The 14,474-nt window shown below is 65.4% G+C and carries 15 protein-coding genes; 7 read left to right on the top strand and 8 right to left on the bottom strand.

All coding sequences use genetic code 11. The annotated features are described in order from the left end of the window. Nucleotides 1-130 precede the first annotated feature (130 nt). The 4 genes from VF617_RS11370 to VF617_RS11355 all read left to right on the top strand — a co-directional run bounded on the left by VF617_RS11370 (nt 131) and on the right by VF617_RS11355 (nt 3,817). On the top strand, nt 131-1,438 hold the full coding sequence (locus VF617_RS11370; RefSeq protein ID WP_331015004.1) for a peptidylprolyl isomerase: 1,308 nt from the start codon (nt 131-133) through the stop codon (nt 1,436-1,438). 17 nt (nt 1,439-1,455) lie between these two features. After that, the gene (pdxA, locus tag VF617_RS11365) at nt 1,456-2,451 is read left to right on the top strand and encodes a 4-hydroxythreonine-4-phosphate dehydrogenase PdxA (protein ID WP_331015003.1); all 996 of its coding nucleotides are present in this window, start codon (nt 1,456-1,458) and stop codon (nt 2,449-2,451) included. A gap of 124 nt (nt 2,452-2,575) precedes the next feature. Beyond that, nucleotides 2,576-3,400 (top strand): 16S rRNA (adenine(1518)-N(6)/adenine(1519)-N(6))-dimethyltransferase RsmA, encoded by an 825-nt coding sequence (rsmA, locus tag VF617_RS11360; protein ID WP_331015002.1) that lies wholly within the window; start codon nt 2,576-2,578, stop codon nt 3,398-3,400. 72 nt (nt 3,401-3,472) lie between these two features. Continuing rightward, nucleotides 3,473-3,817, top strand: a complete 345-nt coding sequence (locus VF617_RS11355; RefSeq protein WP_331015001.1) for a hypothetical protein — start codon at nt 3,473-3,475, stop codon at nt 3,815-3,817. A 261-nt stretch (nt 3,818-4,078) separates the two neighbouring features. On the opposite strand, the gene VF617_RS11350 is transcribed toward VF617_RS11355, so the two are convergent. The 5 genes from VF617_RS11350 to VF617_RS11330 form a co-directional block, all read right to left on the bottom strand. Next, nucleotides 4,079-4,582, bottom strand: coding sequence for a hypothetical protein (locus tag VF617_RS11350; protein ID WP_331015000.1), 504 nt, complete (start codon nt 4,580-4,582; stop codon nt 4,079-4,081). A gap of 32 nt (nt 4,583-4,614) precedes the next feature. Next, a complete protein-coding gene (locus tag VF617_RS11345) occupies nt 4,615-5,799 on the bottom strand; it encodes an RsmB/NOP family class I SAM-dependent RNA methyltransferase (RefSeq protein ID WP_331014999.1) in 1,185 nt (394 codons plus the stop codon). A gap of 3 nt (nt 5,800-5,802) precedes the next feature. Beyond that, nucleotides 5,803-7,260 (bottom strand): IMP dehydrogenase, encoded by a 1,458-nt coding sequence (gene guaB / locus VF617_RS11340; RefSeq protein ID WP_331014998.1) that lies wholly within the window; start codon nt 7,258-7,260, stop codon nt 5,803-5,805. Between the two features lie 63 nt (nt 7,261-7,323). Next, a complete protein-coding gene (locus VF617_RS11335) occupies nt 7,324-7,728 on the bottom strand; it encodes a hypothetical protein (RefSeq protein WP_331014997.1) in 405 nt (134 codons plus the stop codon). Beyond that, nucleotides 7,718-8,551 (bottom strand): CoA ester lyase, encoded by an 834-nt coding sequence (locus VF617_RS11330; protein ID WP_331014996.1) that lies wholly within the window; start codon nt 8,549-8,551, stop codon nt 7,718-7,720. Before VF617_RS11330 ends, VF617_RS11335 begins: the two co-directional genes overlap by 11 nt. Before the next feature lie 48 nt (nt 8,552-8,599). Here VF617_RS11330 and VF617_RS11325 point away from each other — a divergent pair, with 48 nt between their 5' ends. The 3 genes from VF617_RS11325 to VF617_RS11315 are packed head-to-tail and all read left to right on the top strand — an operon-like array spanning nt 8,600 to nt 11,895. Beyond that, a complete protein-coding gene (locus tag VF617_RS11325) occupies nt 8,600-9,598 on the top strand; it encodes an SPFH domain-containing protein (RefSeq protein WP_331014995.1) in 999 nt (332 codons plus the stop codon). 3 nt (nt 9,599-9,601) lie between these two features. Next, nucleotides 9,602-10,057: an NfeD family protein gene (locus VF617_RS11320; RefSeq protein WP_331014994.1), complete on the top strand. Its 456-nt coding sequence runs from the start codon at nt 9,602-9,604 to the stop codon at nt 10,055-10,057. 17 nt (nt 10,058-10,074) lie between these two features. Next, nucleotides 10,075-11,895, top strand: a complete 1,821-nt coding sequence (locus VF617_RS11315) for a DUF885 domain-containing protein (RefSeq protein ID WP_331014993.1) — start codon at nt 10,075-10,077, stop codon at nt 11,893-11,895. On the opposite strand, the gene VF617_RS11310 is transcribed toward VF617_RS11315, so the two are convergent. The 3 genes from VF617_RS11310 to VF617_RS11300 all read right to left on the bottom strand — a co-directional run bounded on the left by VF617_RS11310 (nt 11,892) and on the right by VF617_RS11300 (nt 14,348). Next, complete coding sequence (locus tag VF617_RS11310) at nt 11,892-12,188, bottom strand: antitoxin Xre/MbcA/ParS toxin-binding domain-containing protein (protein WP_331014992.1); 297 nt, start codon at nt 12,186-12,188, stop codon at nt 11,892-11,894. The two genes, VF617_RS11315 and VF617_RS11310, sit on opposite strands and share 4 nt — an antisense overlap. A gap of 86 nt (nt 12,189-12,274) precedes the next feature. After that, nucleotides 12,275-12,658 carry a hypothetical protein gene (locus tag VF617_RS11305; RefSeq protein WP_331014991.1) on the bottom strand — a complete coding sequence of 128 codons (384 nt, stop codon included), beginning with the start codon at nt 12,656-12,658 and terminating at the stop codon, nt 12,275-12,277. 76 nt (nt 12,659-12,734) lie between these two features. Further along, nucleotides 12,735-14,348, bottom strand: a complete 1,614-nt coding sequence (locus tag VF617_RS11300; RefSeq protein ID WP_331014990.1) for a phosphoenolpyruvate carboxykinase — start codon at nt 14,346-14,348, stop codon at nt 12,735-12,737. Nucleotides 14,349-14,474 lie beyond the last annotated feature (126 nt).

Below are 14,474 nucleotides of genomic sequence, written 5' to 3'. Positions count from 1 at the left end.
GAACTCCGTCAGCCTTGGTTCAGGCACAATTCGTCAGTAAGCGCGGCGATCTCCGTTTTGGATGAGGGTACGGATTCAAGTGAAAATCGGTGTTGCAAAGGCGATCCGCTTGGGCCGCAAGACTGTCTTGATGCTAGCGGCCGTTGGGTTCGCATCGGTCGCCATGGCACAGACGGTGCCTGATCCGGACCTCGGCAAGATCGCGGCCGGGCTCGATCTTCCGGCCAATCTGATGATCTTCGGCAAGGCCGACCCCAACATCCGCAAGGCAACCGCGATCGTCAATGATGCGGTGATCACGGGCACCGATGTCGAGCAGCGCGTGAACCTGATCATCGCCATCAACAAGTTCAAGCTGAAGCCCCAGGAACGCGACGAGCTTCGCCTCACCGTGCTGCGCCAGATCATCGACGAGACGCTGCAGATCCAGGAGGCCAAGGCCAACGACATCACGATCGACAAGAAGGAAATCGACACCACGTATGCGCGCGTGGCCAAGCAATATGGCCACACGCCGGATGCGTTCCGCGGCTGGCTGCGCCAGGTGGGATCGGCCGAGCGATCGATCCGCCGTCAGATCGAAGGCGAAATGGCCTGGAGGCGCTTGCTGAACCGGCGAGTCGATATCAACGTGAGCGATGCCGAGGTGAAGGAAATCCTGGCCGGCCTGGAAGCCCAAAAGGGTTCGGACGAATATCACGTCTACGAAATCTATCAGAACGCCACACCCGACCAGGCGCAGGAAAAAGCAGCAGGCCTGGCCCGGATCATCCAGCAGATGCGCGAGGGCATTCCCTTCGATTATCTCGCCAAGACCTATTCCGAAGCTTCGACCAAGTCGGTGGGTGGCGATTTGGGCTGGGTGCGTCCGGGCATGCTGCCCGACGCGCTGGCCCAGGCCGTCCTGACGATGCAACCCGGCCAGGTCGCCGGCCCGATCGAATTGCCGACCGGCTTCTCGATTCTTTACCTGGCCGAGAAGCGCCAGGTGCTGATGGCCGACCCGCGTGAGGCCAGGCTGAGCCTGCGCCAGATCACCGTGCGCTTCCCAAAGGGCACGACCGAAGCGCAGGCGACGGCGATCGCCGGCCAATTCGCGACGGCGACCCAGGCCATCCAGGGCTGCGGCGATGTGGCGAAGGTGGCGGCCGCGCAAAACGCCGAGGTCGCCGACCGCGATGGGCTAGCTATCAAGGACATGCCCACCAGCGTCCAGAACATCCTGTTGCCGCTTCAGGTGGGCCAGGTCACGCGCCCGTTCGGCTCGATCGAAGAAAGCGTGAGCGTGCTGGTGCTTTGCGGCCGCGACGATCCACCCGCGCCGGGCGCGCCCTCCGCCGACCAGCTCAAGGACTCGATCACCGAGCAGCGGACCAATATCCGCGCCCAGCGCATCCTTCGCGACCTCCGCCGGGACGCGCTGGTCGAGTATCGCTGATCGCCTTGGTTGAGCGGATGATAGCCCCGCTCGCCGTAGCGATGGGCGACTCCGCCGGAGTCGGCCCGGAGATCACCGCCAAGGCCTGGAAAGCGCGCGAGCTGCATTCGCTGGCTCCCTTCTTTGCCGTCGGCGATCCGCGCGCCATTCGGCAGGTATGGGACGGCCCGATCGTTCAGATCACCGATCCCGAAGAGGCAACCTCCGCTTTTGCCCGCGCCCTGCCGATTCTCACGGTAGGAGACGGCGGCGAGGTGGTTCCCGGCACACCCAATGACAGCACCGCGCGCGCCGCGCTTCAATCGCTCGAAATAGCGGTAGGGCTTGCCAGCGCCGGAGCGGCGGGGGGCGTGGTCACTGGCCCGGTATCCAAGGCGCAGCTCTACGGCATCGGCTTCACCTACCCTGGCCAGACCGAATTCGTCGCCGAGCGCTGCGGAATTTCGGGCGAGAATGCCGTGATGATGCTCGCCGGCCCCACGCTGCGCGTGGTGCCGCTCACGGTGCATCTGGCGATAGCGGACGTTCCCGGGGCGCTTTCGATCGAGCTGATCCTTGCCAAGGCGCGCGTGACCGCGCGCGGGGTGCTGCGCAATTTCGGCATCGAGCGGCCGCGGCTGGCCTTTGCCGGGCTGAACCCGCATGCCGGCGAAGGCGGTGCGATCGGGCGCGAAGAGATCGATATCATCCTGCCGGCGATCGAGCTGCTCCGCGCCGAGGGGATCGACGCGATCGGGCCCTTCGCGGCGGACGCGATGTTTCACGCGCGCGCGCGGGCGGGGTATGACGTGGCGCTTTGCCCCTATCACGATCAGGCGCTGATCCCGATCAAGACGCTCCATTTCGACGAAGGCGTGAACATCACCCTGGGCCTGCCGATCGTGCGCACCGCGCCCGATCACGGCACTGCATTCGGCATCGCGGGCAAGGACCAGGCGCATCCCGGCGCGATGATCGCCGCGATCCGCATGGCCGCCAGCGCCGCGCAACGCAGGGCCGACACTGCCCTCTGATCCCGCGCCCCCCGAGCTCCAACGCCGCTCATCCTGAGCCTGTCGAAGGATCACCCTGAGCTTGTCGAAGGGCACCTCCCTAATCGTGCTTCGACAAGCTCAGCATGAGCGGTATGGGGATTGGGTGAGCCACCTCCCTCCCCTCCGCGAGACCATCCAGCGATACGGGCTGAGCGCGAGCAAGGCGCTGGGGCAAAACTTCCTGCTGGATCACCAATTGCTCGCCCGCATCGCGAAAGTGCCGGGAGATTTGACTGGCGGGGAAGTGTTCGAGGTCGGTCCCGGTCCGGGCGGCCTCACGCGCGCCCTGCTGGATGCCGGCGCGAGCGTGATCGCAGTCGAGCGCGACCGGCGCTGCATTCCCGCACTTGCCGAGCTCGGCGAGCATTTCCCGGGCAAGCTTCGCGTGATCGAGGGCGATGCGCTCGAAGTGGACGCGCCCGGGCTGTTCGAGAGCAAGCCGCACGTGGTGGCCAATCTGCCCTATAATGTCGGGACCGCGCTGCTGGTCGGCTGGCTCTCGACGAGCTGGGAGCCATGGTGGGCAAGCCTGACGCTGATGTTCCAGAAGGAAGTGGCCGACCGGATCGTCTCGAAGGCCGGTGATGACGCCTATGGGCGGCTGGCGGTGCTGGCCCAGTGGCGCTCGACGCCGCGGATAGCCATGACGGTGCACCGTTCGGCCTTCACGCCGCCGCCCAAAGTGATGTCGGCCGTGGTGCATATCGTGCCCGCCGCCGAGCCCGAGGGCGTGCGCTTCAAGACGCTGGAGGCGATCACCGCGGCGGCATTCGGCCAGCGCCGCAAGATGCTGCGCCAGAGCCTGAAGGGCGTGCCGGGCGCGCTGGGGGCGATGGACGCGCTGGGTATCGACACCAGCCGCCGCGCCGAGACCGTGGCGGTCGAGGATTTCGTCGCGCTGGCGCGGATGCTGAGTGCGAAAGGTTAGACGACCTTCTAGCGAGCATTGACAGCTTCCGACTTGGTTGCGGTCCTCGGCAGAGATCGCGATAGTGCATACATGTCGACCTATGCCGAAATTGATCCGATCATTGAAAAGTGGGTCGCCGCGCTGAATACAACGCTGTTTACCGAATGGGCGAACGCGCCTGCGCGATTTTTCCACACACCGGGCGATCCGCCATTCGAGTGCTTCCAGATTTCCGTGGACGCACCCGAAGACGGGAAAACTTCAGTTCATGCCAGAGCTGTGGACACGAACGACGACACCGAGGACGAACTAACCCGCACGTGGACGGGACCGGTCGCGGACTGCGACGTCATGATGAGTGCCGCAGTCGAGACAATCGCCGCTTGGAAATCGCGACGCCGCGAAAAGCCTGACCCTCCGTCGCCTTGGCAATGACCGCTTCCCACCAAGAACGGCGATGTTCATCCCGCTTGCAATGTAGGATTTCGCCTGCTTGGCTGAGCCGGTCGGCAGTCCCGGCCGCTCTTTGAAATCGTCGGTCCGAAAAAAGCCCATGGCCAGTGCGAACATTGGGAACATTCGCAGCGTGCGAAGGCCGTTGATAGTGTGACCCTTGTGTGACCTTTCGCGCGCCTGCCTGACCGCGCATTGGCCTAACCTTCGCCTAAACTTCCGCGAAAGCGGCGGCCGCAAGCTTCAAGGCTTGGCGGGTGTCGCGGGCTTCTCAACCTGGGCGGTCGTGGTGACCGGCGGACCCTTGGCGATCGCGGCGGCGAGCATGTTGGCGTCGTTGCAGCCCGTCGCGCAGATGGTCTTGATCTTGGCGAGGTTGCCCTTGGCTTTCTCGATCGCGCCCTTGGCGACCATCGCTTCGCCCTGGCCGCGCAATGCGGACAGGTCGTTCGGCTCCAGCAGCAGCGCTTCGCGGTACAGGCGGATCGCCTTGCCCGGCAGATTGCGGCCGCGCGCGATCTCCGCCAGCAGCACGAACGCCTCGCGGTTTCGTGGGTCCACCGCCAGCGCACTCTCCAGCGCGTCGTTGGCGGCCTCGGTCTGACCCGCCGCCTGCGCCGCGCGGCCTTCCTGGAGCAGCGCGAGCGAGCGCGGATCGATCTGAGCGTCGGGACGCTGCGCCATCAGGGAGGTCGAGACCGACAGCACGAGCAGGGCGGCGGCGGCGAAAATCGCGGAAACGCGCATCGAAAACTCCGAAAGACTGGCCTTGGCACGTATCACGGCCGGATCATCCTCGCGACAAAAAACCCGTCCGTCGAGTCAGCCAGCGGGGTGAGGCGAAGCCCCGGCCCGTGCGCGGTTCCCGCGCCCAGCAAAAGCGGCTCGGCCTTCCACCCCGGATAGGCCTTGAGAAAGGCTTCGGCCTGGCTCGCGCCTTCGTCATCGAGCAGCGAGCACACCACATAAATCAATGCCCCGCCCGACCGGACCAGTTCGGCGCCGAGGCGCATCAGATAGCGCTGGGTCTCGCCCAGCTTGGCCAGTCGATCGGGCGAGAGTCGCCAGCGCGCCTCCGGGTTGCGCCGCCACGTGCCCGTGCCCGAGCAGGGCGCGTCGATCAGCACCACATCCGCCCGCCCGGCCTGATCGGCGAGCTGGTGAAATTCCTGCCCCGGATTGAGCAGCCGGGTCTCCGCGATGGTGACGCCCCCGCGCTCGGCGCGGGGCGGCAGCCGCTGAAGCCGCCCGCGATCCACATCGCATGCGAGTATGCTGCCGTGGTTGGCCATCATCGCCGCGAGCGCCAGCGTCTTGCCCCCGCCCCCGGCGCACAAGTCAACGACATGCTGGCCCCGGCGCGCCGCGCTGGCGAGGCTGACGAGCTGGCTTCCCGCGTCCTGCACTTCGATTCGCCCGTCGCGAAACGACGGCAATTGCTCGACCGGCAAGTCGCTGGGAATACGCAGGCCATCCGGCAGGAACGGCAAGGGTTCCGACCCCGGGATTTCCGCCGCGACGGCATCGCGGTCGGCCTTGAGGTTGTTGACTCGCAGATCGAGCGGCGCGCGCTGGAGCAACGCGGCCTGTTCGGCATTGGCGAGCCCGGAGCGCTTGAGCGCGAGCCCCAGCCATTTCGGCATCAGCCCAGCCTCCGCGACCGGCTCGGCGGGGTCTATCGCCGGCGGACCATAAGGCGTGCCGTCAAACAATTCGACGAGCTCCGGGCGCGCCCTGGCGAGCGCCAGGATCCCGGCGCGCCCGCTTTCGGGCCGGACGCCGAGCAGGCGGATCGCTTCGTACACCAGTTCGCGGATCGCGCGGCGGTCCTTGGATCCTGCATAGCGCCGCTCGGCGAACCAGCGCGCGATCAGCGTGTCGGCTGCCGCGCCTTGATCGCGGGCAGCGGTGACGATCCGGTCGAGCAGTTCGGTCGCTGCCTGGAGGCGTGCAGCGGGGGTCATGATCTACCGCGTGGGATAATTAGGTGCCTCTCGAGTGATGGTCACGTCGTGCACGTGACTTTCGCGCAGTCCCGCATTGGTAATCCGCACGAAGCGGGCCTTCTGCTGGAAATCGGTGATCGTGGCCGCGCCCACATAGCCCATCGCCGCCTTTACCCCGCCGACGAGCTGGTGGACCACATCGCGCGCCGAGCCCTTAAAAGGGACCTGGCCCTCGATCCCCTCGGGGACGAGCTTGAGCTGATCCTTGATGTCCTGCTGGAAATAGCGATCGGCCGAGCCGCGGGCCATCGCCCCTACCGAGCCCATGCCGCGATAGGATTTGTACGCCCGGCCCTGATAGAGGAAGGTCTCGCCCGGCGCTTCCTCGGTGCCCGCGAGCAGCGAGCCGATCATCGCAGTCGAGGCTCCTGCGGCCAGCGCCTTGGCGATGTCGCCCGATGTGCGGATGCCGCCATCGGCGATGACCGGCACGCCGGATTTGGCGGCTTCGCCGGCGGCTTCCATCACCGCGGTGAGCTGCGGAACCCCGACCCCCGCGACGATGCGCGTGGTGCAGATCGAACCCGGGCCGATGCCGACCTTCAATCCGTCCGCGCCCGAGCCGATCAGCGCCCTGGCCGCCTCGGCGGTGGCGATATTGCCGGCGATCACCTGAACCCGATTGGAGAGCTTCTTGACGCGCTCGACCGCGCGGCCGACTTCGCGGTTATGACCGTGCGCGGTGTCGATTACGATGAGATCGACTTCGGCATCGACCAGCGCCTCGGTGCGCTCGAAGCCCTTGTCGCCCACCGTGGTCGCCGCGGCGACGCAGAGCCGGCCGCTCGGGTCCTTGGTGGCGTCGGGGAAGTTCACCGCCTTTTCGATATCCTTGACCGTGATCAGGCCTACGCAGCGATAGCTTTCATCCACCACCAGCAGCTTCTCGATCCTGCGCGCATGGAGCAGGCGGCGCGCCTCTTCCTTGCCGACGCCGGCGGAAACGGTGGCGAGGTTCTCGCTGGTCATGAGTTCGGAGACCGGCTGGCCGGGATTTTCCGCGAAGCGCACGTCCCGGTTGGTGAGAATGCCGACGAGCTTGCCACTATCCTCCACCACGGGGATGCCGCTGATCTTGTGGCGCTCCATCAGCGCCCGCGCCTCGGCCAGCGTGCCGCCGGGGCGGATCGTGATCGGGTTGATCACCATCCCGCTCTCGAAGCGCTTCACCGCCCGCACCGCGTCCACCTGCTGCGCGACATCGAGATTGCGGTGGAGCACGCCCAGCCCGCCGAGCTGGGCCATGACAATCGCCATGTCGGCCTCGGTGACCGTGTCCATCGCGGACGAAATGAGCGGAATGTTGAGCGCCAAGCTCCTCGTGATCTGCGTACGGGTGTCCGCCATGCTCGGCAGCACTTCGGACTCGCCCGGATACAGGAGCACGTCGTCGAAAGTCAGGCCGAGGGGAATGTCCATGGGTGCGCCAGCAGTCCTGAGTCGGAGGTTGGCGGCTCATGTAACCGCAGGGGGTGGGATGCGCTAGGGGGCCTTCCGGTCGAGCAGCGGATAGAGGGTCCTGCGGTCCTCGGCCATCAGATCGCGAAGCGACTGACGCATGCGCTTCGAAGCCTCGCAATATCCCGCCCAGTCCTCCAGCGCGTGGCGCATGCCCCATTTGCCGATATGCGAGGTAGAGGCATGGAGTTGCGCCGCGTTAATTTCGCGCAGAGCACGCAAGCGATCCGAATCGGCCGGCGAGACGCTTCCAAGCAAACGGGTAGTCATTGCATCGACCAGTCTGCGGCGGCGGCCGCTCGCCCGGCTCAGGCGGAGCCGGGCTGCGGGGATAGCAATGTGATCCGGGCTATCCGAGGCAGTGAGCCGGTCGAGTTCGGCAAGCGCCGTGGACATCTCGTCGTGCAGCGCCCTGAGATCAGCCGGCATTTGCGCTCCCATACGGCCCGGTGTGGGCCAGCAAATTCTTCGCCCGTTCTACGTGCATGGTTTCGATCATCCGGTCCCTGAAACGCTCGGCACCGCCCGTAGCCGCATCGACAAGCGCACGGGCCTCGGTAATTTCCGCCTGGGTGGGGCTGAATGCCCGAGCCGCGATCGCGATCTGATTGGGATGGATCAAGGTCTTGCCGTCAAAGCCCAAGCCCCTGCCCGCCAGACACTCCCACTCCAGACCATCCGGATCGTCGAGCCGGTTGAACACGCCATCCAAGGCCCAGGCGTTGCCGGAGCGGGAAGCGAGGACGATCGTCTGGAGGGCAAGGTTCATCGCCTCGCGTCCCGAGGACGGGGGCAAGTGAAGCGTCGCGGCCAGATCGTTGGTGCCGGCGATCAGACCCATAACTCCTTCGAGCGCAGCGATATCGGGGGCGGCGAGCACGCCGCGCGGCGTTTCGATCATCGCAAGCAGGGGCTTGCGGAGCGCCTGAGTCAGGCGGGCGATTTCTTGCGCGCTCTCGGCCTTGGGCAGCACGGCGTAGTCTGCACGCGACGTCGCGACCGCCGCGACATCGGCGGCATGTTCGGGCGCGTCGAAGCCGTTGATGCGGATCGCGCTCACTCGCTTGCCGAACCCCTCCGCCACTGCTTCCACGGCAGCGGCGCGGGCCGCATCCTTGTCCTCGGGCTTCACCGCGTCCTCGAGATCGAGGATAACCATGTCCGCGCCAAGCTCACGCGCCTTGGCGATCGCGCGCGAATTGGAGGCGGGGAGGAAAAGCGCGGTGCGCGGGGCCAAAGCTGCTGTGGTCATGGCGCTACGCTATGCTACCAAGGGCGAAAGTTTGCGAGGGGAGTCGGGATGGACGTGCTCAACATTTTTCTGCTGGTGGCAGTGGCGGTGGTGCTGCTCTATCTCTTCTCGAGCGTGAAGATCGTCACCCAGGGCTATCACTATACGATCGAATATTTCGGGCGCTTCACCGCGGTGGCGGTGCCCGGCCTAAATTTCTATCCCGCATTCTTCTATCGCGTCGGCCGCAAGGTGAACATGATGGAGCAGGTGATCGATATTCCGGGCCAGGAAATCATCACCAAGGACAATGCGATGATCTCCACCGATGGCGTGGTGTTCTTCCAGGTCCTCGACGCCGCCAAGGCGGCCTATGAGGTCTCGGACCTCTATGTGGCGCTGCTGCAGCTAACCACGACCAATTTGCGCACCGTGATGGGTTCGATGGACCTGGACGAGACGCTGTCCAAGCGCGACGAAATCAACGCCCGCCTGCTCAACGTCGTCGATCATGCGACCACCCCCTGGGGCGTCAAGATCACCCGCGTAGAGATCAAGGACATCCGGCCGCCCGCCGACATCGTCAACGCCATGGGCCGCCAGATGAAGGCCGAGCGCGAGAAGCGCGCCAACATCCTCGAGGCCGAAGGCACCCGCGCATCCGAGATCCTGCGCGCCGAGGGCCAAAAGCAGTCCAAAATCCTGGAGGCCGAGGGCCGCCGCGAAGCCGCGTTCCGCGACGCCGAAGCGCGCGAGCGCTCCGCCGGGGCTGAGGCCGAGGCTACCCGCATGGTCTCGGATGCGATCGAGCAGGGCAGCACGCAGGCGATCAACTATTTCATCGCGCAGAAATATGTCGAGGCGATCGGCAAGTTCGCGACTTCACCCAATGCCAAGACAATCCTGTTCCCGGTGGAGGCGACTCAGCTCATGGGCACGCTGGGCGGGATTGGCGAGCTGGCGCGCGAGGCGATCAGCGGGCCTTCAGGCGGCGGCGCCCCCAAGCCCCCCATCCCGCCCGCGCCCCCGCGCCCAAAGCCGGCCCCCTTCGGCCCGGCTGGGAGCTAGCCGATGGACTGGGACCTGATCGGCGGTTCGCCCGGGCTCGCCTGGCTGATCCTCGCGGCTTTGCTGGCTCTCACCGAGCTGATGGTGCCAGGCATCTTCCTGGTGTTCGTCGCGGCCGGCGCAGCGCTGACCGGGCTGGTGACCTTGCTGTTCCCGCACTTCCCGCTGCTGTTCCAGGTCGCCTTGTTCGCCGTCGGCGCATCGGCGGCGGTCGGATTGGGGCGGCGCTGGTACTTGCGGCATCCGGTGCCCAATGCCGATCCGCTGCTCAACGACCGCGTCGCGCGTCTGATAGGGCAAGTCGTGACGGTCGTTGATCCCATCCGCTCGGGCCGAGGGAAAGTTCGCGTGGGCGACAGCGAATGGCTGGCCTGCGGCGCCGATGCGCCCGCAGGCGCGCAGGTGCGGATCACGGGCGCGCAAGGCACATCGCTCACCGTAGAGCCGGTCATCGCCTGACAGTTTGAGGAGTTCCCATGCTTAGCAATCGCCGCGACCTTCTGCTGGGCACGGGCGCCGGCCTGGTGCTGGGCGCCTTCCCCGCCACGGCCCGCGCCTTCGCACCTGGCGACGATGCACAGGCCGAGAAGCTGCTGACGGGAATCGCGCAGACCCTCCTGCGGGACTATCCCGAGAGCGCGACCACGCTGGGCATCGACAAAGGCCAGTACGCAATGCTCAAGCATCGCCTGACCGACCGTTCGCCGAAGGGACAGGCTGCGCTCGCCGCGCATCTGAGCAAGGCGCTGGCCGATATCGCCAAGCTCGACCTGAATGCGCTGAGCCCGATCATGCGCACCAATGTGGATGTCGTGCAGGCGGCATATGGCAATGCGCTGAAGGGGTTCGCCTTCGGCTATGGCGACGTGGCGGTCGGGAGCTGGCGCAACTCGCCCTATGTGGTGGTGCAGAATGTCGGCGCCTTTCTGGATGTGCCGCGCTTCCTCGACAGCGATCACCAGATTGCCAACACCGAGGATGGCGAAGCCTATCTCGACCGGCTGGAAAGCTATGCCGAGCAGCTCGACGGCGAGACCCAGCGGCTCAAGATCGCAGCCGGCAAGGGCGTTATCGCCCCAGATTTCCTGCTCGACAAATGCCTGGCCCAGATAAAGCTGGCGCGCGCGGGAAACAGCGCGGGCTGGGGCGTGGTGACTTCAGTGGCGAACCGCACCGTTGGGATGGGCGGCGATTTCGGGTATCGCGCATGGCTGCTTGCCAAGGACAAGATCGGCCCAGCGCTCGGCCGCCAGATCGCCGAGCTGGAGCGGCACCGCAAGCGCGCGACAAGCGACGCGGGGGTCTGGAAGTTCAGGGACGGCGACGCTTATTACGCCTGGGCGCTGAGCGCGGGCACCACGACGGCGATGACTCCCGACGAAGTCCACCGAATGGGCCTGGAACAGCTCGCCGCGATCCAGAGCGAGATGGACGCGATCCTCAAGAAGGAAGGTTATTCGACCGGCAGCGTCGGCGCGCGCATGGAAGCCCTGGCCAAGGACAAGCGCTTCACCTTCCCCGACGGCGATCCCGGCCGCGCTGAGATCATGAAATTCCTGAACGACCGCATTTCCGACATCCGCAGCCGCATGCCCCAGGCGTTTCACACGCTGGTGAAGGGCAATGTGGAAGTGAAGCGCTTGCCGCCAGAGGAAGAGCCCGGCGCGCCGGGTGCTTATGGCGGCGCCGGATCGATCGACGGGACGATCCCCGGCAAGTTCTGGATCAACTTGCGCACGACGAGCCTGCATTCGCGCTTCAGCCTGCCCGATCTGGCCTATCATGAGGCGATCCCCGGACATGTCTGGCAGGGCGAATATGCGAACAAGCTGCCGCTGATCCGCTCGCTCCTATCGTTCAACGCCTATTCGGAAGGCTGGGCGCTCTATGCCGAGCAGATCGCCGACGAACTGGGCGTCTATGCCGCCAACCCGGCCGAGAAGCTGGGCTATCTCCAGTCGCTCGGGTTTCGCGCATGCCGCTTGGTGGTCGATACTGGGCTGCACGCCAAGCGCTGGACGCGCGAGCAGGCGATCAAGTGGTTCGTCGAAGCGAATGGTTCATCGGAAGAGGAAGTCCGCGGCGAAGTAGACCGCTATTGCTCATGGCCGGGCCAGGCTTGCGGCTACAAAGTGGGCCATAGCGAGATCAATCGGTTGCGCGAGCGCGCCCGGGCATCGCTGGGCGACCGCTACGACTTCCGCGCGTTCAACGATGCGGTGGTTCTGGGCGGCAATGTGCCGATGACGGTGCTGGGGCAGATCGTGGATCGGCACGTGGCGGCGAAGAAGGCCTAGCGCGCGGCCAGAGCCGCCTCGACTGCCTTCAACCCCTCGTCGCTTTCCACCGCCAAATCGATCGGGCGTCCGCCCAAGGCGTCGTCGTGCGTGTTCAGAAAGGCGATCATCGCGTCGCGGTCCTTGAGTGCGAGGAACGCCGCGGTCGCGGCCTTGCCCTGCCGGGCCGCGGCTTCGGGCGTGAGGCGCACGGTGTCGAAACGCTTGCGGAAGCGCTTGTACTGCGGCTTCGCATTGGCCTCAGCCGGGGGCGCGACGGGCTGTTCTTCTGATGTGGCAGGATCGACGTTCATGAGGCTTCCCGAAATCGTAAGCGGGAGCACATAGGTCTCTCAGCCGCCGGCGCCTACGAAGGGATTTGCCAGTCAGTGCTTCTAATCTAGGGAGCCGCACGCGGAATAGCCAGCGGCGCGAGGTCCGGCGCGACATATCCGCGGCGCGCGGCGACCGAGAAGAGCAGATCGTGGCTATAGAAGCGTAGCGGCCATTCGCGCGCTCCCACCGGCGAAAGCAGCAGCGCGTTGACTTGCGCGCTCAGCCCCGCTTCTTCCGTCTCGGCCAGGAACAGGCGCACCCCCGTCACATAGGCGCGCGTGATCGTGTCGTGATAGCCGCCCTGATCGTCGTTCACGCCGCCCACGCTTTCGTTGAAGCGGGAGATCAGGCCGGCGATCTCGGCGTCCACGTCCAGATCGCGCCGTTCGGTCAACAGATAAAGGCATGCGGCCAGATGCGCCTCGTGCGTCCAGTCTGCCCGCTCCAACGAACACGCGATCAGGCCCCTCGCCCCGGCGGGCGATTTCGCTGTCAGTAGAGAAAAGGCGGGGCGAATGGTCGGTTCAGGCGGCGGCTTTTGTTTGAGGCGCGGCTTGTCGCACGCCCTCGTCAACATGATCCACGAATTGAGCGAAATTATCTACGAACTGGTCCACCAGCTTGCCCGCGGTCGCGTCGTAATCGGCTTTGTCGGCCCAGGTCTCGCGGGGATCGAGAATCGCGCTGTCCACGCCCGGAGCGGTCACCGGCACCATGAAGCCGAAATTGGGATCCTTTCGGAACTCGACCTCGTTCAGGCTGCCGTCCAGCGCCGCATTGAGCAAGGCGCGGGTCACCTTGATCGGCATGCGCTTGATGCCGGGATCGGTGGCGCGGCCGCCGCTCCAGCCAGTATTGACCAGCCAGCAATCCACGCCGCCTTTGGCGATCCGGCTCTTGAGCAGATTGCCATAGACCGAAGGGTGACGCGGCATGAACGCGGCGCCGAAGCAGGTGGAGAATGTCGCCTCGGGCTCCGTCACGCCGATCTCGGTGCCCGCCACTTTCGCGGTGTAGCCCGAGAGGAAATGGTACATCGCCTGCTCGGGCGTGAGCTTCGCGATCGGCGGCATCACGCCGAACGCGTCGGCGGTGAGGAAGATGATGTTCTTGGGCACGGGGCCGAGATTTTGGCTCGATGTGTTCGGGATGAACTCGATCGGATAGGCGCCGCGGCTGTTCTCGGCCAAGCTGTTATCGTTGAAATCGAGCGCGCGGGTTTCGGGGTCCATCACGACATTCTCGAGCACCGTGCCGAAGCGCCTGGTGGTCGCGAATATCTCGGGCTCCGCATCGGCCGAAAGGTTGATCATCTTGGCGTAGCAGCCGCCTTCGAAATTGAAGACTGCCGTGTCGGACCAGCCGTGCTCGTCGTCGCCGATCAGCGTCCGGCTCGCATCGGCCGAAAGCGTGGTCTTCCCCGTGCCCGACAGGCCAAAGAACACGGCCGTATCGCCATTCGCGCCCATATTGGCCGAGCAATGCATCGGCATGATGCCGTCCGCGGGCAGCAGATAGTTGAGCAGCCCGAACACACTCTTCTTCATTTCGCCGGCATAGGCCGTGCCGCCGATCAGGATCAGCTTCTCGGTGAAACTGACCGCGATCACGGTCTCGCTGCGGCAGCCGTGGCGTTCGGGATCGGCCCTGAAATTCGGCAGGTCGATGATCGTATATTCGGGAGTGAAGCCGGGCAGTTCGCTCGCGTCGGGACGGACCAGAAGCGTGCGGATGAAAAGGTTATGCCAGGCAAGCTCATTGATCACGCGGACGTTGACGCGGTGCTCAGGCTGCGAGCCGCCGTACAGGTCCTGGACGAAGAGCATTTCGCGCTGGGCGATTTCGGCGAAGAAGTCGGCCTTGAGCGCGGCGAAATGCGCGGGACTCATGCCGCGGTTCACATTGCCCCACGAGACATTGTCCTCCGTCGTCGCATCGCGGACGACATATTTATCCTTGGCGCTTCGCCCCGTATGCTTGCCCGTGGTGACGACGAGGGGCCCATCTGCCGCCAGCCTGCCCTCGCCGCGGCGCACGGCATGCTCCACCAATGGAGCAGTTCCCAGATTCCAGAAAATCTCAGCCCCGGTTCCGATGCCTTGCGCATCGAGACCATGGCGCGGTGCGCGGTCGTTCAAGACAGTCCCTCCTCAGCGCCTCCCGGGCGCACAATATCCATATGTTGAGACGCATTAGGCAGCTACGCGCGCGGGTCAATGCGGGTAAGCGGTGTCATTGGATTGTGTCCCACGAACTTTCGATTA

Origin of the sequence: Sphingomonas sp. (assembly GCF_036388215.1) — a bacterium.
In the GTDB taxonomy this organism is placed as follows: domain Bacteria; phylum Pseudomonadota; class Alphaproteobacteria; order Sphingomonadales; family Sphingomonadaceae; genus Sphingomonas.
This window is presented reverse-complemented; position numbering and strand designations above follow the sequence as displayed.